The sequence below is a fragment of the Microcoleus sp. MON1_C1 genome (assembly GCF_036701945.1).
Lineage (GTDB): Bacteria > Cyanobacteriota > Cyanobacteriia > Cyanobacteriales > Microcoleaceae > Microcoleus.
This window is the reverse complement of the sequence record NZ_JAUBRO010000037.1, coordinates 23168-45826: the sequence shown is the minus strand read 5'-3', so window position 1 is coordinate 45826 and position 22659 is coordinate 23168. Positions and strand designations below refer to the sequence as shown.

Below are 22659 nucleotides of genomic sequence, written 5' to 3'. Positions count from 1 at the left end.
CATAAAAATTGGAAAATTTTACCGCAGCCTAGTAATCTAAAATCTAAAATCTAAAATTTAAAATCGCAAAATGCCCAATTCAATTAGCCAAGTTCAGCCGCCGCTGGAATTCATACCCCCAGCCTACAACCCTCTAGTGATGCAAGGTTGTAAGCAAATATTCCCCTGGTGGCTGCGATTTCGGACGAGTATCAGCCAGGTTCAAGCCGAAAACGTCGAAACCCTCGCCGAACTATTCCACCAATTTCAAAATCAGAAAGTTCGCTTCTTGCTAGCCTTCCGCCACCCCAACTCAGACGATCCCTACTGTTTGGGACAACTAATTTGGAAACTCGTTCCCCAGGCAGCGCGCGCCAAAGGCATTCCCCTGCAATTCCCGGTACATTCCCACTTTATCTACGATCGCGGCATTCCCCTGTGGGCCGGTGCGGGAGTCGGCTGGTTGTATTCCCAACTCGGTGGCACTCCGATTGTTCGGGGTAAAATCGATCGCGCCGGATTGCGATCGGCCCGCGATTTATTTGCCAACAGCCAATTCCCGATCGCCGCCGCCCCAGAAGGCGCTACCAACGGTCACAATGAAATAGTTAGTCCCCTCGAACCGGGAATTGCTCAAATGGGTTTCTGGTGCGTTGAAGATTTGCTGAAAGCCGGACGTACTGAAAAAGTTTTAATTGTGCCGATCGGCATTCAATACCGCTATGTCAACCCACCTTGGCAACCCCTAGAAAAACTTTTAACTCAATTAGAAATTGATTGCGGACTGCCACCCTTAGAACGCACCGAGATCGCTAATTTAGAGACTGCAGCTCCCGATTCCGAAAACCACAATCACAAATTCCAATATCTGCGCCTGATTCGACTGGGCAGCCATTTGCTAGCAGTAATGGAAGAGTTTTACAGCCGTTTTTATCATAAAAATTTACAGCCTGAAACATCTATTTTAACATCATTATCGCTACCAGCAAAAACGGGAAATGATTCGGGAAATGAAGTAATGATGGCTCGACTAAAAGCCCTGTTAGACGTGGGTTTGCAAGTAGCAGAAGAATATTTTAACTTGAAGCCCAAAGGCAGTTTAATAGACCGCTGCCGCCGTGTGGAACAAGCAGGCTGGGAGTATATTTATCGAGAAGATATCAAAGATATTGCAGCACTTTCTCCCTTAGAAAGAGGATTAGCCGATCGCCTCGCTGAAGAAGCAAGTCTTCGGATGTGGCACATGAGACTTGTAGAAAGTTTCGTGTCCGTCACGGGCAGGTACGTCGCAGAACAACTGACAGCAGAACGTTTGGCAGAAACAACTTTACTGCTGTGGGACGTACTGGCTCGCATCAAAGGGGGAAATCCTTTCGGCCGACCGAAGTTGGGCAAACAGCAGGTACAAATGACCGTGGGCGAACCCATATCAGTGAGCGATCGTTGGGATCGATATCAAACCAGCCGCAGGTTAGCAGTTGCCGAACTCACTCAAGACTTGCAATCAGCTTTAGAAGCAATGATTAAATCTTAATTAGTCAGATAAGGAAGAGCTTCTAGGGAAGAAGGAATATATATTTTTCTTCACTACGTTTTTTTCTGGTGAATTATAAACAGATTGTTATAGACTTTTGGAATAGGTCTAATGAACCGCAAACGCTCGCTCGACAATGAACCAATAAAAATTAGCGATGACTAACAAACCTATCGATTTGTCTACTAACTCAATTAAAATAAAACTGCTAAATAATTTAGCGCAGGAATTGCTCACACCGCTCACTTCTGTCCTCGGCATGGCAAGCGTGTTGAAACAAGAAATTTATGGCCCCTTAACGAGCAAGCAAAAAGAATATATTGACGTGATCCAAGACAGCAGCCGCTCTTTGCGATCGCTAGTTGAAGAAATTTTGGAACTGGCAGAACTAGATGATTCTGCTTTCACCTTGAAGCGAACCGCAGTCGATATAGAAACTTTGTGCCAGCAGGTTGTGACAATCCTGTCGTCGGCGGCAAGTAGACGAGAGCAAGAAATTAATTTGTCGATGGGGCCCGGGTCGCGCATCTGGCTGGTAGATAAAGATAAGGTTCAGCAAATGCTGCACCACTTAATTTTTAGCATTATTCAATCTGCTGGGGCAGGCAGCGTGATTCGAGTCCACGTTTCTCGGAAAGAAGACGGTATCAACATCGGAGTTTGGGTTTTTCATCCTTGGTTAGGGGAAAGTTTGCCCCATGCTAAACTCTACACCGACTACTTGTTGAAGGCCGGATCTGGTAGCGGTTCGCCATCGCACTCCGAAACCGACTCCCTCGGACTCGAAGCGCAACTCCCGACACAGGGTTCGCAGCGATTAACGCTGGCGTTTTCTGAGTTGGCGGCTTTGGTGGCCCAGAATGCCGAGGATACCGCACCGGTGTTAGCTGGTTACGGGGCGCGGGAACGCTTGGGGCTGCTGCTTTGCTGCCAGTTGGTGGAAATTCAAGGCGGTCAACTCTCAATTCAAGGAGCCCCGGAATCTGGATATCGCTACGTGCTCTGGCTGCCCTGCACAAATGCTACGGAATTGTTGGAAGGGTAAAGAAGGAAGAAGGAAGAAGGAAGAAGGAAAAAGGAAGAGGGAAGAAGGAAGAGGGAAGAAGCAGTGTACAGGACGTAACTGCTGAAAGAAGGAAGAAAAATAACTCAACTTTTTTCAATTATCAATTCCCAATTACCAATTCCCGATTAGCGATTAGCGATTCCCAATTCCCAATTACCAATTACCGATTACAAAGTACAAATCTAAAATAGCAATGAATTCAGTTTGGCAACAGTTAACTCTGGCAAATTTGCCGCTATCTCAGTGGCAAAGTAGAAGTTATTTATTCAATTTGGCGATCGGCTCTTTACGCAGTTGGCGACAAAGTAGCTGGCTGATGCAGTGGGCAGAACCCTTGGGTTTTGTTTTGCTGGCCTTGACTTTCGGTTTTGCGCCGTTTGTAAACAATGCCTTGGTGGGGGTATTGATGGCGGCTAGCGCTGCATTTTGGGTGCTGCTGACTGTTTCGGACGATCGCGACATCCCCTTCACACCGATTCATTTGCTGGTTCTGCTGTACTGGGGCATTGCCACCGTCGCAACCGCCATGTCGCCGGTCAAAGTCGCCGCTGCTACTGGTTGGAGCAAGCTAACGCTGTATTTGCTGTTTTTTGCGCTGATGGCTCGGATATTGCGATCGCCCCGTTGGCGAGCGTGGTTAATTGCCGTATTTTTGAACGTCTCTTTAATTGTCAGTTTCTACGGCGTGCGGCAGTGGATTGACAAAGTGCCACCATTAGCTACTTGGAACGATCCGACTTCTACTCAAGCCAATGTCACGCGAGTTTACAGCTTTCTGGGAAATCCTAACTTGCTTGGTTCCTATTTACTGCCAGCCATTGCATTGAGCGCCGCCGCACTTTTTGTGTGGAAAGGATGGGGAACAAGAATTTTAGCGCTGACGATGCTGGTGGTGAATTGCGCGTGTTTGCGCTACACGGACAGCCGGGGTGCTTGGATCGGTTTTGTGGCTCTACTGGTGGTATTTTTAGTGCTGCTGTGGTACTGGTACAGCCCTTTGATGCCTCGGTTCTGGCGAACTTGGGCGCTGCCGTTAGGATTAGGAGGTTTGGCGGGAGCCTTAATTTTGGGAGTGGCTTTAGTGGAGCCTCTGCGCGATCGAGTTTCGAGTATGTTTATCGGCAGAGGTGACAGCAGCAACAATTTTCGGATTAATGTTTGGACGGCGGTGGTTGACATGATTCGCGATCGACCAATTCTCGGAATTGGGCCGGGAAACACTGCTTTTAATAAAGTTTATCCGCTTTATATGAAGCCGAAATTCACTGCTTTGAGCGCTTATTCCGTGCTGCTGGAAATTGCGGTGGAAACCGGTTTTATCGGTTTAATGTGTTTCCTTTGGCTGATGACTGTCACCGTCAATCAAGGTTTGTTGCAGATCAAACATCTGCGGGATTCACAATTTAAGATCTCTAGTTTAGAGGAAGAATCCCAAAATCCCAAATCTCAAATCCAAAATCTCAAATCGAATCAGGGGTTTTGGTTGATTGGGGCGATCGCAACTTTAGCCGGCATGATGGCCCACGGTTTTGTCGATACAGTTTGGTACCGACCGGAAGTTAATATGCTTTGGTGGTTGATGGTGGCGATTATTGCTAGTTTTTACAGCAACTCGCATCAGCAGCAGCAAGATTCAGCTTTGACGGAGGGCGAGTAGATAGAATTGCTGGCGGGGCTTTCTCCCCGCCCGGTGCGGATTCCAGCAATAGCCGATACAGCAATTATTAAGATGTTATATCAGTGCAAAAAAAGAATGCAGCTTTATGCAAGCTGCAAACCATTATAGCCATAAGTTATTTCCAATTCTTCAATTCTTAATCTCAAATCTCAAATGCTATAAGGTGCGGACGGCGCACCCGGCATACTACTACTACATACTACATACCTGTTCCTGTAAAGTGGTGATGGTACACTCTACAAAATTTATTGAAAATAAGCCTTATTCTTCGCTCTCCGGAGGCATGATGAATCTCGGACACGCATATTTTCCACCATTTTTATCTCTGCACTGTCGCATCGACTGACTCGAGTTGAACAGCATCTCGACTGATTCATTAACTGCAGATTTAACAGTCCGAGGAGTTGGCACTGCTTTTGAGGCTTGACTTAGCTCCAGTACCGTTATAATTGCCAGTATGGTTGATGAAAGCAAAACTGTGCGTTTCATTTATTTGTTTTTTCCTCGTTTAATCGTTGACGTGCCATCCCTATCCATATATCCTCATCGAATTCTTGAGAATCCGCATACTTTAGACAAATTTTCCACTGCGGTAGCGCTTCCTTAGTATTTTTCATCTTTTCTAGGACTTGCGCTTTTAAGCAGTAAGTTGCTGGTCCTTCACTATCAAGTTTAATCGCTGCATCCAGATGTTGCAATGCCTCTGAATATCGACCCTGTTCCAGCCGAGCCCATCCCAAGTTTTTGAGTAAAGAATATTTTACTCGATCGTCCTCCGCTAATTTCAAACCTTGCCACAGAAAGTGAACGGCAGCCGGATAGTTTTTTTGATCGACGATATATAATCGAGCCAGATTGCTGTAAGCAGCAGGCAGACCGAGTTTTGCAGCTTGCAGATATTTTCCTCGGGCGCATTGTAAATCTTGCACCTCTTCGCAAAGCCATCCTAAATTGTAAAGAGCTGTTCGGCTTTTTGGATCTACCCAGAGCGCTAACTCATATGCTTGTTGAGTATCCGCCAATCGATTGGCTTTGTAGTTTTCAAACGCAATATTATTAAAAAAAGATGCCAGTTCCGGCAAAGCAATTTTCCAGCCGCCAAAGCCTACTGCTAGCATCAGTAAGAAGGCTCCCCACTTGGAGTTCTGATGCTTTTTTGCTGGCTCTTTCATGGCATTGAAAATGTTAGCTAATGGTGTCATTTTTAGCATTTTTTAACTTGAGAGTTGGGCGATATTTTGTTTGCCAGATTTAATTGCCACCCTAATGGCATCAGAATCTTACGAAATGACTCAGGTTTGAGCTTATTTCTCATAAGAGTTTGTCAGTCCACAGCCAAATGCTTGGGTAATGCCCCACTACCCAGATGTATTCGAGCATAGGTTAATCATTCATGACGCTCCACAAGCTATCCGGATATTTTCAGAAAAAAGGAAGCGGGAAGCAGGAAGAAGGTAGAACTGTTGCCTTGCCTAAGTAATAATACTTAGTCAGCGGTCAGTCGATCGACAGTATGCGACTGTATGAGGAGATACAGCGTATTCCAGGTTTATGAAGTGTAGGGACTTACCCTAGGCCGTTTCCCTACGGGGATGGAACGAGCTGGGGTTTAGTTCATCAACATAGAATCTGCTGTAAGATGGGTTCCGGTGAAATAACTCTAATTAAGTTTGTAGTGACGATAGAAGTCGTCAAAATCCTCCCTGGAGGATTTTGAAAAATATTATGATGAGTAATTAACCGAACTCGATTTAAAATAGCCAATCATTAATGAGCAATCACCAATCATGAATCATTAAGGACTCCTGACTAATAAACATCTCCATAACTTAACTTTCAACCTTCGAGTAGCAAAGGTTGTAGTTTCTTTTTCGGAGATGTTTAATGACTGATGACTAATGACTAATATTGCTTCATCGCTCTTTCCATATCCCGCTTGTCTTCGCGTTTCTTCAAATCTTCGCGCTTGTCGTACAGTTTTTTTCCTTTACCCAAACCGATATCGAGTTTTACCCAGCCGCCTTTCAAATACATTTTTAACGGCACTAAAGTCAAACCTTTTTCTTCGACTTTACCTATCAATTTACGGATTTCCTGCTTGTGCATCAGCAATTTACGGGTGCGGCGGGGTTCGTGATTAAAATAGTCGCTAGCACTTCTCCAGGGCGAAATGTGAACGTTGATAAGCCACAGTTCCCCGTTCCGAACTAAACCATATCCGTCCCGCAAATTGGCTTTTCCTTCCCGAATTGATTTGACTTCGGTTCCCTTCAACTCGATGCCCACTTGGTATGTCTCTAGAATTTCATAGAGATGGCGCGCTTGTCGGTTATCGCTAACAATTTTGTATCCTGGGCTTTTTTCGCTCATTTTTACCTCCGCTAAAATTAATTACTATAACGCTAGCTTCTCTGTAGAGAAAATCGAAGCTTGACAAAACTTAAATAATCGGTCTAGACATTACCAATTTGGCTGAGCTAAGATGTCACCAACGTGAATGTCAAGCGGTATCATGCAGCGCACCAATATCACTGATTCTGCAATTGCAGATTCTGTTACTCCTCATCCTGCGGTTAATTGGGTTTGGCTGGCTCCTTTTTTACTGGCGCTTGCTTGGTTTTGGGCCAATATCTCGGCTGTTAAGTGGCTGTTATCCTCGTTTGTTGAGATACCCACACTGTACAAGATAGTAATTGGTTTTTTGATTGTAGCATTAGTAGTGCGATCGATTGGCAACTCCGTTAGCGTAGCCCTCGAAGAGGATCGCCCGCCGGGATTTTCGCCAAATTTCGTTTTGAGGCGATATCCGCTGCTGTTGATGTTGGGTGCGGGTATTTGCTCGATCGCCCTTCAGTACATAATTGATATCAAACAAGTTACTGTCCTGCTATTTATCCTCGGAACTTACGGGCTGTGCGGCTTATTCGTCGAGCAGAACTTTTGGCAAAAAAACTTGCCAGTTGCGGGCTTGCTGGCTTGTATTTTACCATTCAACAGTCAGTTTAATAGTGGCTTAGGTTTGCCGGCGCGAGTGCTGACTGCTCAGGTAGTAGAACAGTTGCTCTCAATGCTGCACGTTGCGGCTATTTCTTCTTACGATATTATCCTTTTGGAAAACGGCATCGCTCACGTTGACGTGCCTTGTAGCGGCATTAAAACCCTCTTAGTCGGAACGCTATTTTTGCTATCTGCTACCTGGCTGGAAGGGCGTAAATTGAGGTTAAAATGGCTAGCAGTCGCCGCTGCTAATCTCTTAATGTTGGTGTCTGCTAACGCTGCGCGGGTTGCCGTGTTAGTCCTGGTTTCAGAAGTGTTTAAGCAGCCAAAAATAGCAGAAATTATTCACGTTCCTCTGGGAATTGTCGGTTTAGTATGTGCTTGTTTTGTGACCTGGTTAATGCTGCAACGAGTACCGAAATTTCAGCCAGAAAAAACCAGCGGTATTTCTGCAAAACCCAACTCAGAAATTCTCGAAAATCACCCTTTAGCCAAACCAGGAATAATTGCAGCAGTCACAGTTTTGGCAGTCATGGCTCAACTGTCTAATGTAGAAACGTCAAAAATGGCGATCGCACCTTTAAGATTGCCTGAATATATTAAATCAGAGTCAATTCCCCTGAATGCTAGCGAACAAAAATTCTTTGGCAACTATCCGGACACGCAAACACAAAAAATCAGATTTGTCGCCGGCAACTTGCGCGGTTCCATGCTCACAGTAGCCAGCACATCCTGGCAAACTTATCACGCCCCCGAGTTGTGTTTTGTAGCGAGCGGAATTCCCGTCAATCGCATAGAAAAAAAACAACTAACTCCTTCAGTAACAGCGCGCTGGCTGTCTCTCAAAAACAACCAATTCTCAGCAGCATACTGGCTGCAATCTGCACAGCTAACTACAGATAACTTCATGTCCCGTATCGGCAGCGATCTCACTCACAAAAATCACAATTGGGTGCTAGTTTCCATTTTATTTAACAGTTGGTTACCCGCAGAAAATCCTGAAGTAAAAGAGTTTGCTGGTAACGTCTACGCTAGCGTTAAACAAAGCTTACAAGGAGAAATGAATGAAAATAAAACAGGTATTTGATGGAATTTTAAAAAGAATTTTTTGGTTCTGGAATTTGAGTTTTTTATCGCTTGTTTACTTGGGAATTTTGCCGATTATAGGAGTGCCATTAATTATGGCGACAATCGATGGCATCATCCCGCTAGAGTTTACTTTGACGATGGCAGCTACGATCGCTGTACCCACGGTATGTACAGTAATAGGGTATAGGCGTTTTAGCGAGCAACCCCTAGAGCTAATGCGTTGGTTTTACGGCGTAGAAGCACCGCTATTTTTGCTGTGTTTGCTCCGCTTGTTCCTGCTGCGAGAACTCACCCCAGCTAGTTATCAAATCATCGCTACTATTGCTTTGTGCATTGCAGCATTTTCAGTGGAAATGCTGTACGGATATCTGGGTAAAAGAGAAAATGTTCAAAATATCTCAGATTCTCAAACTTCCCCTAATAAACAGCCTCTTTTTTTAAGATTGATCGGAGAAAAACGAAGTGCGTGGCTGCAATTAGGATGTCACAGTTTAATGCTAGTAGTTGGCATTTGGGCGGCAACATTGCTGATGTATTACGCTGTACCTGTGGGATTAGTGACAGTTGCTGGATTCTTCACTGCAGTGATTGAATTCTTCAAGTTTACATGGGTATTACCATTTTGGGATATGTTTAGATACGGGGCGTGGGTATGGGGTTTAATTTCGGGTTTAACTTGGATAGCGTTATTCTTGATATTCTTTGGTTTAACCTGTAGCTTATTCGTTGTCATGCCTTCGCTGTACGGCTTTCTCTACATTCATTCCGGGCGGAAAATATGGCAGAGTTTTGCTGCACAATACGGGAAAAATAAAGCGATAATCGGAAGTTTGGGAGTCATAGCAGCTTGGCTGGCTATTTTCTCCGCTTTGCAGCAGCAGCCACAAGTTGCAGCACTGAAAATGCTGGCGACTCCGCCGGCAAATGACACGGTTCGCCAAACTTTATTAGCCAAGTCTGATATGATTCGATCGGGCTTAGTTAACGCTTATTTGTCGCCTTACCGCTACCTGAGCACTGTAGGAGAAAACAACCACATTTATGAGCTCTACAAAAATACTTTGAATTTGCCTGACGGAGCAGCTCAAACGGTGCAGAACAGCTATAATTTTTTAATGTCGCCGTTTTTGTATCAAGGCTCTAGTGCTGATGTGGAAAAAGCCGAAAAACTCTACGGCGAATTCTTCGATACGGAACTGCAAAAAGGCGACACAGAAGCAGTAAAACATGCGGTGCAGTCAACATCAAACCGGGAAGAGGCTAAAGCTGGTTTGCTGAATGTCAATCAAGAAAAAGTATGGTTGCAGTCGCAAGAAGTGACAGTCAAAGAAAACGGCGATTGGGCAGACGTTCAACTCTACGAAGTTTACAAAAATCAAACGCCGAACTTGCAAGAAGTATTCTACTACTTTTCGCTGCCGGAAAGCGGCGCAGTTACAGGAGTTTGGCTGGGAGATACTGGCGATTTAAACAAACGTTTTGCATTTACTGTATCGCCTCGCGGTGCGGCCCAGCAAGTCTACAATCAACAGGTAGTAGAAAGAGTCGATCCGGCTTTGCTAGAACAAATTGGCCCCAAACAATACCGTTTGCGGGCTTTTCCAATCCCGGCTAAACGAGAATTCACCCAAACTGACGGACCAACCGAAATGCACCTGTGGCTTACTTACAAAGTCATGCGCCAGCCACAGGGTTGGGCGATGCCTGTTTTGGCTGAAAAACGCAACATTTTTTGGAACCAAAATACTCGCCGCACGATCGCCGGAAAAGAGGTAAAATACAGCGGGAAAGAAGCAAGAGAAACTTGGCTACCACCCTTTTTGCCCGCAGTCGCACAGCAACCTCTAACAGCGCAGCAGGCGATTCTACCGGGAGGAAATATCATTTCTGCTAAGCCGCTGGCTGATGCAAATTACTCGCTACCGCAAGGCAAGAAATTTGCAGTTATTCTGGATACTTCTCGCAGCATGGCGGCAGAAAGTAAGGAAGTAAAAGAGACTTTTGAATGGTTGAAAGCTAATGCAGCCGGCAAAAATAGTGTTGATTTGTATGTCGCCAGCGCTGCGGGAATGCCACCTAAGTTGGTGGAAGATGTACGCAATTTCGATGCCGCAAAGGTGACGTTTTACGGTACAATCCAGCTCAAAGATATGCTGCAACAGTTTGCACAGTTGCGGGGCGATAAAAGTTACGATACTGTATTTGTGGTGAGCGATCGCCACAGTTACGAATTATCGGACGATCGCAAACTTAAACTTTCCATCTCTGCACCCCTATGGACAGTGCATTTGGGTGGTTTGCCCCCCGGCTACGACGACGTAACTTTGAAGGTTATTCAAGATAGCGGCGGCGGAGTTGCTACAGATATGAAAGAGGCGATGCAGCGAGTAGCAACCACAGCAGCTTCGGGCCAATCTACCGTTAGTGTTGTTGACGGCTATGTTTGGAGCTATGCCAAAACGCCACAGTCGGGAAAAACCGCAAAATCGGCGCCAGTTGCAGAGTCCAAAAATGCCGGAAATGAAGGCTTTAAACCGATAGCTGCGCGGCAGTTGATAACTGCACTTAGCAAGCAGAAAAGTTCAAATCAACTGACGCAACTGGATGCGATGCACGCAGTAGCTAAAAATTTCAAAGTGGTGACGCCTTATTCTTCGATGATTGTGTTAGTTAATGACGCGCAAAGGGAGCAGCTAAAAGCAGCGGAAGCTAAGAGCGATCGATTTGACAGAGAGGTAGAATCTGGTAAGGAACAGTTGAGTAAGCCGAATAATCCTCTGAATGTTTCGGGGGTTCCTGAACCGGAAGAATGGCTGCTTTTGGCGGTAGGTGCGATCGGGCTTTTGGCGGTTTTCCTCCGCCAGCGGCGCGCGAAAATGGTAGGTTGAAAGTAAATCCGGGTTGGCTACTCCCTCGATGGTTCGGCGGTTTCAACCGCTCTTTGTCAAACAAAGTCTGCCTCCGCAGACTAAGAGAGTGAGGGAGTATTTAAGCCGGACTTGATATCAAATATTAATCTAAAGTCGTCTTTAGACGACTTTAGCTATGAGACAGGGGTTTAAACCCCTGTCTCATAGCTAATAACGAATAACTAATCTATGTCTACAAAAACGCGATCGCTCTCAATCTTTACCGGATAAGATTCCAGGGCATCGCTGGGTGCATTCAAACATTTACCAGTATCTAATTTGTACTGATACTTATGAAACGGACAGGTAATGATACCGCTGCTTACCTTACCCATGTCGATCGGATATTCTAAATGAGTGCAAGCATTGCGGTAACAAGTGACATTCAGACCTTGACGATTCAAAATCACTGAAGTACCCTCAACTTTTACCTTCAACACACCCCATTCGGGAACTTGATTGAGCCCTGTTATCTCTACCCACATATAATCTTTCTCGCTTTAAATAAATGATTGCAAACTAATAGGCGATCGCCCTTGAATGCAGGACAATGAGAGGTGCGAGACTCTTCACACCTCAGAAATTAACCGTTTTCCTCCCCATCTCCCAGGTACAACCTGACGAATTCATTAGCAGCCTCTCGATTGAATGTTTGCAACGCTTGCTTAATGGCAAATACCGCCTCAGCCGACGGGTCTCGTTCTTCACTTACCCAACGGCTAACGTTTGAGCGATCGATTTCCATCTGTGCTGCCAATTGATATTGACTGATATCGTATGCCTCTAATATTTTTTTGAGGGCTTTACCTGCTCTTCCCATGCTCCCGATTGTGTCAGAGAGTCACGCTCCTGTAAACGTTGCTGATTGTCATCTAAGGTCCTACACAGCAGGGTAAACGCATCTTAATTTCAACCTTAAACATGATAAGATGAAGTATTTAGCTAAATCAAGTGCGTAATTCATAGGTGCGATCTATGGCGAAAGGGTTTACTTCGACTTTAACTTCCCAACAAAAAACAATAGGTGTATCGAATCCGACAGACTTATTGAACGTTAGTTTTTTGAACCATTTTGAGGCCTTGACCGATCCAAGAATAGAAAGAAGTAAAGAGCATTTACTAATAGATATTGTAGCCATTGCCATTCTAGCTGTCATCAGCGGTGCGGATGGATGGGGAGCAATAGAACTCTATGGAAAAGCTAAATATGAATGGCTAAAAGGTTTTCTAGAACTGCCGAATGGAATTCCTTCTCATGATACATTTAGTCGAGTATTTGCTCGAATTGAACCGAAGCAGTTTCAAGAGTGTTTTGTGAGTTGGGTAAATTCAATTACCCAAAAATTGGAGCTAGAAGTCATAGCCATCGATGGCAAAACAATGAAACAATCTTATGACCGGAATCAAAGCCAAAAACCGTTACATATAGTCAGTGCATGGTCGGCGTCCCATCAATTAGTTTTAGGACAAAAAAAAGTCAATAAGAAATCAAACGAAGTGACAGCAATTCCGGCTTTGTTAGAGCTGCTAGAAATTGAAAAAAGCATAATAACCATCGATGCTATGGGATGTCAGAAAGAAATAGCAGCGCTCATAATTAAGAAGAAAGGAGATTATCTTTTAGCGCTAAAGGGAAATCAAAAACTCATTCATAAAGACGTAAAAAACTGGTTTGAATTAGCTCGTAAAGAAGAGTTTGCTGGCAGAGAGCATAGCTATTATCAACAAATAGAAGGAGGGCATCATCGAGTTGAAAAAAGACAAATTTGGACGGTGGCAGTCTCGGAGTTGCCACCTCTTCATAATCAATCATTATGGACTGGATTAAAAACGGTTGTGATGGTCGTCAGTGAAAGACGTTTGTGGAATAAAACTTCCACAGAAGTTCGGTTTTATTTAAGTAGTTTAGCCAGTAATGCCGAGAATATTGCTCAAGCAATTCGCAGTCATTGGGGTATTGAAAATAGCTTACATTGGACATTGGATGTTACTTTTTCTGAAGACAAGAGTCGCATTCGTAAAGATCATTCTCCTGAAAATTTTGCTCTTATACGTCGCGAGTGCTGTCAATTTACTGAAACAGGAAAAAGAATTTAAAGGAAGTTTAAAAATGAAGCGATATCTGGCGGGAATGGATAATAATTATTTAGTTCAAATTTTAGACTCGGCCAGCTAACGCTCGAAAACTAAAACGGATTCCCGATCTAAATTGATTCAGCTTTGAGAATTCAGAAGTTCTTAAAGCTCGATTTTAAATGGGTTAATTGCATTATATTTAAGAGTGTTAAGAATGGTTTTTTCTGAAAAAACCTAACGCAAAAATAGGATTTTCTGTCAACTTAATTTAGATGCGTTTACCCTGTCCTACACAGCCGATTGTTGACAATTAGCACCAATCGGATCGACGAGATCGAGCGCAATGACTCAAACACAGCTTTTTGTTGCCACAGATATCAACGAAATCCAGACATCGCCGACATCGCAGCCAAATCCTGTGCCTGCTGAACCAGACCGGGAACCTGTGCCGATCCTAGTGATTGGCGAGCAGTTGGGAATCGATAAAATGGTTAGCGCACTTTACTTGCGTCGCTTTGCAGCAGTTCTGGAATGGTCGCAGATTTTACCGATCCCGACTATCGGCAAGCTCGTGCGGAGTTTGATTCGCTATGTTTCTTTAGATTAAATTGGGCAAAAATGGTCTTTTACATCAGCCGCAGTGCTATGCAAAACTCAATGGGACGATCGCATTTTGAATTAAGTGCGCTCGTTTCTTCTTTCTCAAATTAATTGTAAGGCCGGTCAAATACTAGAGTCGGGCTGGTGCGATCGCCTGAATATTTGACGATCGGCCTCAAACATACTATTCAGCTTTTCCCTACGGATGAATCTGACTTAAAATCACCCTCAACCTGTCATAATCATCCTTCAGCAAAACACTCAAACTCCTCCCCGCTTCTACCAACCAAGATCGATCGCGCATCCGCAACTGATAAATCTCCCGAATCGCCGCCGCCGTCAGCGCATCCACCGGCGCATTAGCCACCCCCAGCAGCGTCCTCAAAAAATCCAATTGCACGGTAAAATCAATCACCTCATCCGGTTCGCAGCGATAAACCGCCTGGTGAATTTGTGGCGGGCGCGGCGGCAAATACTGATAAATTTTACCCCTCGATGGGCCGTGACCGTTAAACCTTTCCGGCGCAGCCTCAAACCCCACAATCGCCACTCGGAACTCGGTTTTGAGCATCGCAAAAATCTGCGGTTGTTCTTCCCGCAACTCTTCCAGCGACAAACCCAAAGCGCGAGCTCTGTGTACCGAGTCGATCGGGCTAGTCGTAGCGTAATAAACCACGCCGTAGATTTGATTTTTAGACTCTTCATCCTCGGCCTTCACCCAACTCCCAAAAGGTGGCATCACGGGAAAACTTAAGTCTTCTGGTTCCAAACATTGAGCCAAAAACTCCGAAGTTGCCGTCTCGATTACCTCAGCAATGCGATCGGGATGGCGCTCTTTTGTAGCAAATTGGGGTAAAGGTAAACGCATATTAGTCAGTTGGCAGTTGGTTGTTGGTTGTTGGCTGTTGGTTGTTGGCTGTTGGTTGTTATTTATTATTATTTGTAAGTGGGTACTAATAAACAATAACTGACAACTGACAACTGACAACTGACAACTGTCAACTGTCAACTGTCAACTGTCAACTGACTATTTCGCCCGACCAGCCGTAGCATCGACAAGTTCCAATTGCGACAGCCGGAACGTGATCAGCTTGTCCCAATTGCCACCTTCAAACAGTACCGCGACCTTCCCATCGCTAACTCGCTGAACTTGTCCTTGAAAGGCGTAGTAAATCTCACCCTTATCTTTAACTCGAACTGCCGAACCTGGAAAAATCATAATTCTGTGAATGTTAAGTTGGCTCTTTATAGCTTACCTTTTCTCGTTTCTAGTTCCCAAGCAGAGCCTGAGAACTAGGCAAATCTTCGTTTACAGGAAGACGCGAGGCAAAGCCCAGAAACGAGAGTTGGTTAGGCTAAGGCTGCTACGGAAACTTTACCGGCAATGCGGCCCGCGATCGCCCGCAACTCCCTAGCTGAAGCAGAACCCGGTTGCCCCACCACGATCGGCACCCCCGAATCGCCACCTTCCCGCAACGGAATTTCCAGCGGAATGCGGCCTAACAGCGGCACTCCCAACTCAGCAGCAGTCTTTTCCCCGCCACCGGAACCGAAAATATCGTATTGCTTGTCGGGCATATCCGGCGGCACAAAATAGCTCATGTTTTCCACAATTCCCAACACCGACACTCCCAACTGCTGGAACATCTTTAAACCCTTGCGGGAGTCCAACAATGCCACAGTCTGCGGCGTGGTAACGATCACCACACCAGCCATCGGCACCGCTTGCGCCATTGTCAACTGCGCGTCTCCAGTACCCGGAGGCATATCGACAATCAAATAGTCTAAATCGCCCCAATTCACCTGATAGAGGAACTGTCGAATGATCCCGTTCAACATCGGGCCGCGCCAAATGACGGGCTGGTCTTTGTCAATTAAAAATGCCATCGACACTAATTTGACGCCGTAGTTGAAGGCGGGTTCGAGGCTTTCCCCGCTTTTCCCGTCCCTAACCATCACTTTCGCGTCCCCCAGACCCAACATTGTCGGGTCATTGGGCCCATAGATATCCGCATCCAGCAAACCCACCTTAGCGCCGGTTTGCGCTAGCGCTACTGCCACATTTACCGCCACTGTGCTTTTGCCGACGCCGCCTTTGCCGCTGGAAATTGCGATAATATTTTTCACTCCTTCAATGCCTTGGCGATCGACCACACCCTTTTGCTGGGGCGTCTCGGCTGTCACCTCCACCGCCACTTTTTCGACTCCTGGCAACTGTTTGACCGCTTTTTGGCAATCTTCGACAATAAATTCTCGCAGCGGGCAAGCAGGCGTTGTCAGCACTAAAGTAAAACTGACGACACCGCCGTCAATTTTTATGTTACGAATCATGTTCAATTCCACCAAACTCTTTTGCAGTTCGGGGTCTTGCACGGGTCGCAGGATTTCTAAGACTGAACTAACATCGAGTGTATTGGGCATTGTGTTCTCCACCATAGCTCTGCAATTGGGTTAGCGAATTTTCGATCGCAGGTTTAAGTATATTTTTATTGCTATTTTTTAATGTAACTTCATAGCGATCATTTGCAGACCTACGGTGGCATAATTACATGACGACTGGATTTGGGATTCATCGCCCATCTAAGACTCAAATCTGACAACAGAAAATTTTATGACAGTTTCTACAACACTTAAAACAGCCACTTCCCCGTTTTTGCCACCCGCTGACTCTAGAGCTAGAGTCAGCCAATTTATGAAAAGCCTACAAGACGAAATTTGTCAATCCCTCGAACAGCTCGATGGCGTTGGCAAATTTAAGGAGGACTCTTGGGAACGCTCCGAAGGCGGCGGCGGACGTTCTCGCGTCATGCGCGAAGGCGATGTTTTTGAACAAGGGGGAGTCAATTTTTCCCAAGTGTGGGGCGAAAGTTTGCCGGCTTTGATTCTGGCAAAGCACCCAGAAGCTGCTGGTCACGATTTCTATGCAACGGGCACTTCGATGGTGCTGCACCCCCGCAATCCCTACTTGCCTACGGTTCACCTGAATTACCGCTATTTTGAGGCCGGCCCGATTTGGTGGTTTGGCGGCGGTGTGGATTTGACTCCTTATTACCCGTTGGCTGAGGATGCAGCTCATTTTCACAAAACTCTGAAAGCAGTTTGCGATCGCCACCATCCCGGATATTATCCGACCTTTAAACTCTGGTGCGACGAATATTTCTACCTCCCCCACCGCCAAGAAACTCGGGGCGTGGGCGGCCTGTTTTTTGACTACCAAAGCGCTCAAGGCGCGCTTTACCGCGACCATCATGTCAAAGGTAAAGCCGCTGAGTGCAGCAACAACATCGGCGTGCCGGAACCTAGGACTTGGGAGTCGCTGTTCGCCTTCGTACAGGATTGCGGCCAGGCATTTTTGCCGGCTTACACCCCTATTATTGAAAAGCACCGATCGAAAGAATACGGCGAGCGCGAGCGTAATTTCCAACTTTACCGCCGCGGCCGTTACGTTGAATTTAACTTGGTGTACGATCGAGGCACGACCTTTGGCTTACAGACCAACGGACGCACCGAATCGATTCTAATGTCCCTGCCACCTTTGGTACGCTGGGAATACTGTTACGAACCAGAACCCAACTCTCCCGAAGCCGAACTCTACTCGAAGTTCTTAAAACCGCAAGATTGGGCGAATTGGATGCCTCAGCAGTCACCGACCTGAGTTAAACTACTGGGACAGTAACCACCGCGATAGATAATAAATTTGAGGGAAGGGTCAGTGATTCATATTGATCAAAAAACCCACACGCTTCAAGACGGTACAACAGTTATCGTCTTAGCACCGACAGGACGGTTGGATATCACTACAGCTTGGCAATTCCGCCTCAAGTTGCAAGAGTGTATTTCCAAACTCAGCCGCCATGTCGTAGTGAATCTTGGTCAGGTTAACTTTATCGATAGTTCTGGCCTGACCTCACTTGTAGCAGGTATGCGGGATGCGGATAAAGTTAAGGGAAGTTTCCGCATTTGCAATGTTCATCCCGAAGCCAAACTGGTGTTTGAAGTCACCATGATGGATTCTGTGTTTGAAATCTTTGAAACGGAAGAAGAAGCTCTAGAGGGGGTGCCACGCGCAAGTTGAGCACTCCTGCTGGCATCGATTGCAGTGTCGCGGGTAATTTAAGCTTGAGGCTCACAAAATGCGCCGGAACCCTGCACAAGAACAGGAAGCAGGTAAACTCTTGCCAGCTTCCTTATGCTTTCTTCCTTTCTTGAGAGGTTGAGAGGTTCAAAACACTAAAGTAGAAGAATAGGTCAAGGTAAAGTCTTGCCTTCTATCCTAGATAGCTAAATCTTTCTTCCTTGTTTATTGTTGCTTCTTGCTTCAAACCAATATCTCAGCAGCAAAATCCTGACGCTTGACAAATCTAAAAGGGCCCATTAAAGCTCCCCAGATAGCCTTGCCTGTCGTGGGGCTTATTCCTTTGTCGTAGCTGAGAAATTCCTCGCCTGCGGCTTCAAATCCCAAGTCTACTTGGTAATTTTGCCCCCCGTAGGCAAAGCCGCAGCGAGTTCCCTCCGGCAAAGATGCCCGAAAGCGATAGCTGTTTGAGCCTAAATTTTGCACTGCAACCGACAGGGTGCAGCCGGGGAGGAGTTGGATTTGCTCCTTCGTTAGCTTTCCAAGCAAGTCGGGGTTGCAACCGGCTCCTTTGACGGCTGTAATGTCGTGGAACATATAATACTGAGCTTCGATAAGTCCCGGCGCTATCTGTGAGTGCCTCAGTTGCACGATGCGGGGGCGGTATGGCTTGTCTAATTCCAGAATGTTGGCTTGTTCTGCAAACAGCGCAATGCTGGGTTCGGAAAATAAACGAACCGGCAGGGGTCTTTGCCACAAACGAAGGTGGACGTACCACGTCGGCTCTGCTAGCGCTTGTTCCCGGTTGTCAAATTCGCCCGCCATGTACTGGGCTAAAGCTATTAATTCAGGAGAAATTGTCATGTTTGTTTGATTTTTCACAATTAGTGGTTGACAAGAAAAATTTATTGTGATATGCAAGACCATATCTAGGCTGGGCAAGTCAGAAGATTAGATTTATGAGCGATCCCAGCTAAGCTATGATTGTAAAGATACTGGGGTTTTTCCCTCCTATTGCGACATATTAATTGTTGCTGCCGATCGCGCGTAAAATTTTTTTGATAAAATTTTGTCTCGCAAGGAGGCGGCAACGCTTAAAAAAAACTGGCACTTTTTGTCAGACCGATCGCAGAATTGACTCCCACGACTTTACTCACGCCGCGCTGGCACGCCCGCTACGGCAAAATTATTTATCTATAAGACTCAGGTGAACAATAACCGTACTGTTTCAGATACTAAGCGAAGTTTCTATACGATTCACACTCGACCGATCAATTCAATTTACCGTCGAGTGGTGGAAGAGTTGATGGTAGAAATGCACTTGCTTTCGGCGAATGCCGATTTTCAATACGACCCGATTTATGCTTTGGGTGTAGTGACAGCTTTCGATCGATTCATGCTTGGGTACGCCCCAGAAGCAGACAGAGTTTCGATTTTTAACGCTTTGTGCAAGTCCCTAGAAGACGATCCAGATCGCTACAAGCAAGACGCTCAGCGATTGGAAAGCTTGGCAGATAGACTTTCCGGGCAAGAGTTGCTCTCGTGGCTCGATCGTTCGACCAGCTTTGAAGATACAGCGGATTTGCAAGCGTCTTTAGGGGCGATCGCCAGCAACCCTCAATTTAAGTACAGCCGGTTGTTCGCGATCGGTTTGTTCTCGCTGTTAGAAAAAGCTGACCCTAACTTAGTAAAAGACCAAGAAACGCGAAACAACGCGATCGCTAAAGTCAGTGCGGCCTTGCACCTGCCAGAAGACAAAGTTAGCAAAGATTTAGATTTGTACCGCAGCAATTTGGAAAAAATGGCTCAAGCGCGAATAGTGCTTCAAGATGTCATCCAAGCGGAACGGAAAAAACGCGAAAAGCGAGAAACAAAAGTTACCGCTGGCCCCTCGGCAGACTCTTCTGACAGCAACAATTAATCGTTTGAGGGAAGAAGGAAGAAGGAAGAGGGAAGAAGGAAGAGGGAATTTTTTATTTGATGTAACAAATAAAGAAAACTCTTAAATTTTAATTTTTTTTCTTGAATTCTGGCTTCGGTCTTGTGCCTTCTGGCTTCGGTCTTCAGATGAATCTTGCTGACTCAGAAACTAAAAATCCCGCTTTCTGAATTGAGCGGGATCGACTTAACTGAAATAGAGCTGTTGGGGTGGTACTAAGGCTGCGGCTCAAAATTAGTGGCGTTAGCTTGCAGCCAAGTGCTTAGCTGTGAAAGAACCTCGTTTCCAGAAGACTTGCCCAAAGCTGTGGGGTTTGGGGTGTCAGGCCGATCCAAGTTGCGGGAGATCGCTGCGTTGACTTCTTTGGAAATCAAATCGTGAAGTTGCTCTTTAGCCCTAGCCCTTTGAAAGTGAGCGCCCTCTTCCGTCGTAGCGTACAGAGGTGGCAGCCTATTTAAAGCATAAGCTGCAATATCTCCCACATCTAGACTCAGGTCGCTCGTCGCCTCAATTTCGGCCACCCTAGCGATCGCATCGCTCAGGACCAACTCTTCCATAACGTTGATGAACTGTTTGCGTGGCAGAACCACAACTTCGCCAGTCAACAAAGATCCCATCAGACGATCGAGAGCCATGTACTCTTCGATCGACAATTCCGAAGCCGTATTGCAGATGCGTCCCACCTCAGCTTCCATAGACGGCGTTAAATAACCATCCTGCAAAGCCTGTTCAACAATTTTTTCAATACTCATATATGCGTCCCCGCTCAACGGCATCATTAATAAAGTTTTGTGAAGACGCGATGGTTAGCGTCTTGAGATTCGAGTTGTGAGGGTTGAGTTGAGAAATTTTATACAAATCCTAACTCAATTACAGATAACCCATAACAGTTATCTGCACACCCCAGCCACAAACTTACCCCATAATTGACTGATAAATCCGTCAAAACCTGTAAAAAATCCTACTCAACTCCCTGAAGCCGCCAAGGTACAGGATCGACGGACTGCCCATGCACGTAAAGTCCCCAGTGCAGGTGAGGGCCTGTGGAAGCCCCCGTTGACCCCAGAGCACCGATTACTTGACCAGCTTTCACGACATCGCCTTCCTTGACATCAATCCGGCTGAGGTGCATCAAAATACTTGCTACCCCCTGACCGTGGTCGATACCAACCACGTTCCCGTGGATTTTGAAGCCTTGCGATTCGCGTCCCACTAGAGACACCCGACCTGCTGCTGGTGCCACGACAGGGGAACCGTAAGCACCTGCGTAATCGACGCCGCGGTGGTAGTAGTCTTGAGCAAATACCCCATTATAATAACGTCGCACCCCGTAAATAGTAGTAATTTCGCCGGAGTTGGGGCGCAACAATTTGCCGTCCCAAAATTTTTCGGGTGTCACCAGTGCTTTAAATGCGTCTACGCGATCGAATTCGGCATCTGTACCTTCCTCGTCTTTCCCAGGCGGTAGCCAGATGGATTGAGTGGGAAAATCTCGACCGCGCACTTGCACGCTCAACTTCTGCACTTGTCCATCACCTGTGACTTGGATTTGGCGGGCACCGGGTTTCTCTAACGGCGTCGTCGGCAGCAAGGCCCGAAAGCGCCCGTTGCCGATGGGAAAGGCGGGGTAGTTTTTTTGCTGTAGAGAAACTTTTGGAGTTTCCCCGCCATTACCGTCAGCCTGAATAATTACTGACAGCGTATCTCCCAGTTCGGGATTTGTCGGCGTCACAACTACCTGCAAAGCTTGCACCGGCAGGGCAAAACTCAGAAAGCCAGCAACAATTCCCCCGATCGAACTGGCGGTTAGCTTGTTTGCTTTGAACTGCCGCCACCGCAAAATCCGACCCGTAACTATTTCAGCACTTAGCCCGCCGTTGCCTCGACTCACAGTCATTATCATCACTAGGTGTCCTTAATCTTTGTCTCGCTGATATATTTTTAACTATCTAGACTAACTATAGCAATCCGCAATAAGTCGAGAGAAAAAGCCTTAGGTAAAAAGCTCGGTCAAAGATTTGGAGATGAGAGACTCACTTTAATAAATACTTAACTTGAGGTGATAAGAATAATAAAAATTCCCGTAGCGGGGAGGAAAGCCCGCTTGAGGCAGACGCTCACACTACCCTTTCCACCACAAATCAAGGAGAGCCCAACTTTTAACATAAACACTCTTCATCTCTAAGCGGATAGGATTATATTTTATCTGTCCTAGCTACTGTTGCATAACCTTTAACAATTGGTATTAGTTATAGTTCACGGCGCTACAACCCAATTATTTTTAACTCAAGAGCTGTTAAATCAATTCTTTCTTTGCCGTTTACTTTCCCACAAACTTCCTCAAACTCTCTAGTTATTGTAGCCTGTTTTTGGCCTAATAGTATTGATTCCCAATTTTAAAATCTCACCTCTAAAATGGTATGAGATAAAAATTGAGACTTGCTATAATCTTATCACCTAGAATTATAGGGATTCAAAGGTAGCAGTGAAACCATCTAATGTCAAGCATTCTTCCATAAATTCCTCTACATCATTGACATTCTCAAGCTGATATTCCATGATGCGTTGACCGTCGCCTTTCATCTTTTTGGAAGAGGAAGGCGTGGCCGGATATTTGGCCGCGATGGCTTTGAAAGCTTTGGAATGGGTCTCCCAGCTTTCAGCAGAACATTTTATGATTAAAAGCCACATGATTAAATTCCTCCTTGGGTTTGGTT

The 22659-nt window shown here is 45.8% G+C and carries 21 protein-coding genes and 1 pseudogene; 10 read left to right on the top strand and 12 right to left on the bottom strand.

What is annotated here, in order from left to right:
* Window positions 1-70 precede the first annotated feature (70 nt).
* The 3 genes from QUA62_RS20360 to QUA62_RS20350 all read left to right on the top strand — a co-directional run bounded on the left by QUA62_RS20360 (window position 71) and on the right by QUA62_RS20350 (window position 4236).
* On the top strand, window positions 71-1513 hold the full coding sequence (locus QUA62_RS20360; RefSeq protein WP_333406260.1) for a 1-acyl-sn-glycerol-3-phosphate acyltransferase: 1443 nt from the start codon (window positions 71-73) through the stop codon (window positions 1511-1513).
* Between the two features lie 157 nt (window positions 1514-1670).
* A complete protein-coding gene (locus QUA62_RS20355; RefSeq protein WP_333406259.1) occupies window positions 1671-2558 on the top strand; it encodes a histidine kinase dimerization/phospho-acceptor domain-containing protein in 888 nt (295 codons plus the stop codon).
* A 214-nt stretch (window positions 2559-2772) separates the two neighbouring features.
* Entirely contained in the window at window positions 2773-4236 is a 1464-nt protein-coding gene (locus QUA62_RS20350) for an IctB family putative bicarbonate transporter (RefSeq protein WP_333406258.1), read from the top strand.
* A gap of 282 nt (window positions 4237-4518) precedes the next feature.
* On the opposite strand, the gene QUA62_RS20345 is transcribed toward QUA62_RS20350, so the two are convergent.
* The 3 genes from QUA62_RS20345 to smpB form a co-directional block, all read right to left on the bottom strand.
* A complete protein-coding gene (locus tag QUA62_RS20345) occupies window positions 4519-4746 on the bottom strand; it encodes an Osc7112_2153 family protein (protein WP_333406257.1) in 228 nt (75 codons plus the stop codon).
* Entirely contained in the window at window positions 4743-5459 is a 717-nt protein-coding gene (locus QUA62_RS20340) for a tetratricopeptide repeat protein (protein WP_242728558.1), read from the bottom strand. Before QUA62_RS20340 ends, QUA62_RS20345 begins: the two co-directional genes overlap by 4 nt.
* 700 nt (window positions 5460-6159) lie before the next feature.
* Entirely contained in the window at window positions 6160-6627 is a 468-nt protein-coding gene (gene smpB / locus QUA62_RS20335) for an SsrA-binding protein SmpB (RefSeq protein WP_333406256.1), read from the bottom strand.
* Window positions 6628-6754: 127 nt separating this feature from the next.
* Between smpB and xrtO the strand changes: the two genes are divergently transcribed.
* A complete protein-coding gene (gene xrtO / locus QUA62_RS20330) occupies window positions 6755-8341 on the top strand; it encodes an exosortase O (protein WP_333406255.1) in 1587 nt (528 codons plus the stop codon).
* Window positions 8319-11231 carry a TIGR02921 family PEP-CTERM protein gene (locus tag QUA62_RS20325; protein ID WP_333406254.1) on the top strand — a complete coding sequence of 971 codons (2913 nt, stop codon included), beginning with the start codon at window positions 8319-8321 and terminating at the stop codon, window positions 11229-11231. Before xrtO ends, QUA62_RS20325 begins: the two co-directional genes overlap by 23 nt.
* A 203-nt stretch (window positions 11232-11434) precedes the next feature.
* Here the strand turns inward: QUA62_RS20325 and QUA62_RS20320 are convergent, their stop codons facing one another.
* Window positions 11435-11737, bottom strand: a complete 303-nt coding sequence (locus QUA62_RS20320) for a Rieske (2Fe-2S) protein (protein WP_333288458.1) — start codon at window positions 11735-11737, stop codon at window positions 11435-11437.
* A gap of 98 nt (window positions 11738-11835) precedes the next feature.
* Entirely contained in the window at window positions 11836-12072 is a 237-nt protein-coding gene (locus QUA62_RS20315) for a helix-turn-helix transcriptional regulator (RefSeq protein ID WP_333406253.1), read from the bottom strand.
* Window positions 12073-12227: 155 nt separating this feature from the next.
* On the opposite strand from QUA62_RS20315, the pseudogene QUA62_RS20310 reads away from it, so the two are divergent.
* Together QUA62_RS20310 and QUA62_RS20305 are read left to right on the top strand one after the other, a co-directional pair.
* Window positions 12228-13428 (top strand): annotated as a pseudogene (locus tag QUA62_RS20310) (ISAs1 family transposase).
* 243 nt (window positions 13429-13671) lie between these two features.
* The gene (locus tag QUA62_RS20305) at window positions 13672-13935 is read left to right on the top strand and encodes a peptide ABC transporter substrate-binding protein (RefSeq protein WP_333406252.1); all 264 of its coding nucleotides are present in this window, start codon (window positions 13672-13674) and stop codon (window positions 13933-13935) included.
* A 192-nt stretch (window positions 13936-14127) separates the two neighbouring features.
* On the opposite strand, the gene QUA62_RS20300 is transcribed toward QUA62_RS20305, so the two are convergent.
* The 3 genes from QUA62_RS20300 to QUA62_RS20290 all read right to left on the bottom strand — a co-directional run bounded on the left by QUA62_RS20300 (window position 14128) and on the right by QUA62_RS20290 (window position 16349).
* Window positions 14128-14796, bottom strand: a complete 669-nt coding sequence (locus tag QUA62_RS20300) for an HAS-barrel domain-containing protein (protein WP_333100500.1) — start codon at window positions 14794-14796, stop codon at window positions 14128-14130.
* Window positions 14797-14955: 159 nt separating this feature from the next.
* Window positions 14956-15147: an NAD(P)H dehydrogenase subunit NdhS gene (locus tag QUA62_RS20295; RefSeq protein ID WP_015175937.1), complete on the bottom strand. Its 192-nt coding sequence runs from the start codon at window positions 15145-15147 to the stop codon at window positions 14956-14958.
* 131 nt (window positions 15148-15278) lie between these two features.
* On the bottom strand, window positions 15279-16349 hold the full coding sequence (locus QUA62_RS20290; protein ID WP_006631390.1) for an Mrp/NBP35 family ATP-binding protein: 1071 nt from the start codon (window positions 16347-16349) through the stop codon (window positions 15279-15281).
* 190 nt (window positions 16350-16539) lie between these two features.
* Between QUA62_RS20290 and hemF the strand changes: the two genes are divergently transcribed.
* Together hemF and QUA62_RS20280 are read left to right on the top strand one after the other, a co-directional pair.
* A complete protein-coding gene (gene hemF / locus QUA62_RS20285) occupies window positions 16540-17583 on the top strand; it encodes an oxygen-dependent coproporphyrinogen oxidase (protein WP_190658642.1) in 1044 nt (347 codons plus the stop codon).
* 57 nt (window positions 17584-17640) lie between these two features.
* Entirely contained in the window at window positions 17641-18003 is a 363-nt protein-coding gene (locus tag QUA62_RS20280; protein WP_006631392.1) for an STAS domain-containing protein, read from the top strand.
* Window positions 18004-18246: 243 nt separating this feature from the next.
* Here QUA62_RS20280 and QUA62_RS20275 read toward each other — a convergent pair whose 3' ends face one another.
* On the bottom strand, window positions 18247-18867 hold the full coding sequence (locus QUA62_RS20275; RefSeq protein ID WP_190658644.1) for a chromophore lyase CpcT/CpeT: 621 nt from the start codon (window positions 18865-18867) through the stop codon (window positions 18247-18249).
* 343 nt (window positions 18868-19210) lie between these two features.
* Here QUA62_RS20275 and psb29 point away from each other — a divergent pair, with 343 nt between their 5' ends.
* Complete coding sequence (psb29, locus tag QUA62_RS20270) at window positions 19211-19924, top strand: photosystem II biogenesis protein Psp29 (RefSeq protein ID WP_190658646.1); 714 nt, start codon at window positions 19211-19213, stop codon at window positions 19922-19924.
* 233 nt (window positions 19925-20157) lie between these two features.
* Here psb29 and QUA62_RS20265 read toward each other — a convergent pair whose 3' ends face one another.
* The 3 genes from QUA62_RS20265 to QUA62_RS20255 all read right to left on the bottom strand — a co-directional run bounded on the left by QUA62_RS20265 (window position 20158) and on the right by QUA62_RS20255 (window position 22633).
* The gene (locus QUA62_RS20265) at window positions 20158-20694 is read right to left on the bottom strand and encodes a late competence development ComFB family protein (protein ID WP_190658647.1); all 537 of its coding nucleotides are present in this window, start codon (window positions 20692-20694) and stop codon (window positions 20158-20160) included.
* Window positions 20695-20903: 209 nt separating this feature from the next.
* Window positions 20904-21845: a M23 family metallopeptidase gene (locus QUA62_RS20260; protein ID WP_333406287.1), complete on the bottom strand. Its 942-nt coding sequence runs from the start codon at window positions 21843-21845 to the stop codon at window positions 20904-20906.
* 560 nt (window positions 21846-22405) lie between these two features.
* A complete protein-coding gene (locus QUA62_RS20255) occupies window positions 22406-22633 on the bottom strand; it encodes a hypothetical protein (protein ID WP_190658651.1) in 228 nt (75 codons plus the stop codon).
* Window positions 22634-22659: the final 26 nt, after the last annotated feature.

What these genes read in the sequence shown, in the direction of transcription:
- QUA62_RS20360 (WP_333406260.1), top strand. Translation starts at nt 71, where the DNA reads ATGCCCAATTCAATTAGCCAAGTTCAGCCGCCGCTGGAATTCATACCC.
- QUA62_RS20355 (WP_333406259.1), top strand. Translation starts at nt 1,671, where the DNA reads ATGACTAACAAACCTATCGATTTGTCTACTAACTCAATTAAAATAAAA.
- QUA62_RS20350 (WP_333406258.1), top strand. Translation starts at nt 2,773, where the DNA reads ATGAATTCAGTTTGGCAACAGTTAACTCTGGCAAATTTGCCGCTATCT.
- QUA62_RS20345 (WP_333406257.1), bottom strand. Translation starts at nt 4,746, where the DNA reads ATGAAACGCACAGTTTTGCTTTCATCAACCATACTGGCAATTATAACG.
- QUA62_RS20340 (WP_242728558.1), bottom strand. Translation starts at nt 5,459, where the DNA reads ATGACACCATTAGCTAACATTTTCAATGCCATGAAAGAGCCAGCAAAA.
- smpB (WP_333406256.1), bottom strand. Translation starts at nt 6,627, where the DNA reads ATGAGCGAAAAAAGCCCAGGATACAAAATTGTTAGCGATAACCGACAA.
- xrtO (WP_333406255.1), top strand. Translation starts at nt 6,755, where the DNA reads ATGTCAAGCGGTATCATGCAGCGCACCAATATCACTGATTCTGCAATT.
- QUA62_RS20325 (WP_333406254.1), top strand. Translation starts at nt 8,319, where the DNA reads ATGAAAATAAAACAGGTATTTGATGGAATTTTAAAAAGAATTTTTTGG.
- QUA62_RS20320 (WP_333288458.1), bottom strand. Translation starts at nt 11,737, where the DNA reads ATGTGGGTAGAGATAACAGGGCTCAATCAAGTTCCCGAATGGGGTGTG.
- QUA62_RS20315 (WP_333406253.1), bottom strand. Translation starts at nt 12,072, where the DNA reads ATGGGAAGAGCAGGTAAAGCCCTCAAAAAAATATTAGAGGCATACGAT.
- QUA62_RS20305 (WP_333406252.1), top strand. Translation starts at nt 13,672, where the DNA reads ATGACTCAAACACAGCTTTTTGTTGCCACAGATATCAACGAAATCCAG.
- QUA62_RS20300 (WP_333100500.1), bottom strand. Translation starts at nt 14,796, where the DNA reads ATGCGTTTACCTTTACCCCAATTTGCTACAAAAGAGCGCCATCCCGAT.
- QUA62_RS20295 (WP_015175937.1), bottom strand. Translation starts at nt 15,147, where the DNA reads ATGATTTTTCCAGGTTCGGCAGTTCGAGTTAAAGATAAGGGTGAGATT.
- QUA62_RS20290 (WP_006631390.1), bottom strand. Translation starts at nt 16,349, where the DNA reads ATGCCCAATACACTCGATGTTAGTTCAGTCTTAGAAATCCTGCGACCC.
- hemF (WP_190658642.1), top strand. Translation starts at nt 16,540, where the DNA reads ATGACAGTTTCTACAACACTTAAAACAGCCACTTCCCCGTTTTTGCCA.
- QUA62_RS20275 (WP_190658644.1), bottom strand. Translation starts at nt 18,867, where the DNA reads ATGACAATTTCTCCTGAATTAATAGCTTTAGCCCAGTACATGGCGGGC.
- QUA62_RS20265 (WP_190658647.1), bottom strand. Translation starts at nt 20,694, where the DNA reads ATGAGTATTGAAAAAATTGTTGAACAGGCTTTGCAGGATGGTTATTTA.
- QUA62_RS20260 (WP_333406287.1), bottom strand. Translation starts at nt 21,845, where the DNA reads ATGATAATGACTGTGAGTCGAGGCAACGGCGGGCTAAGTGCTGAAATA.
- QUA62_RS20255 (WP_190658651.1), bottom strand. Translation starts at nt 22,633, where the DNA reads ATGTGGCTTTTAATCATAAAATGTTCTGCTGAAAGCTGGGAGACCCAT.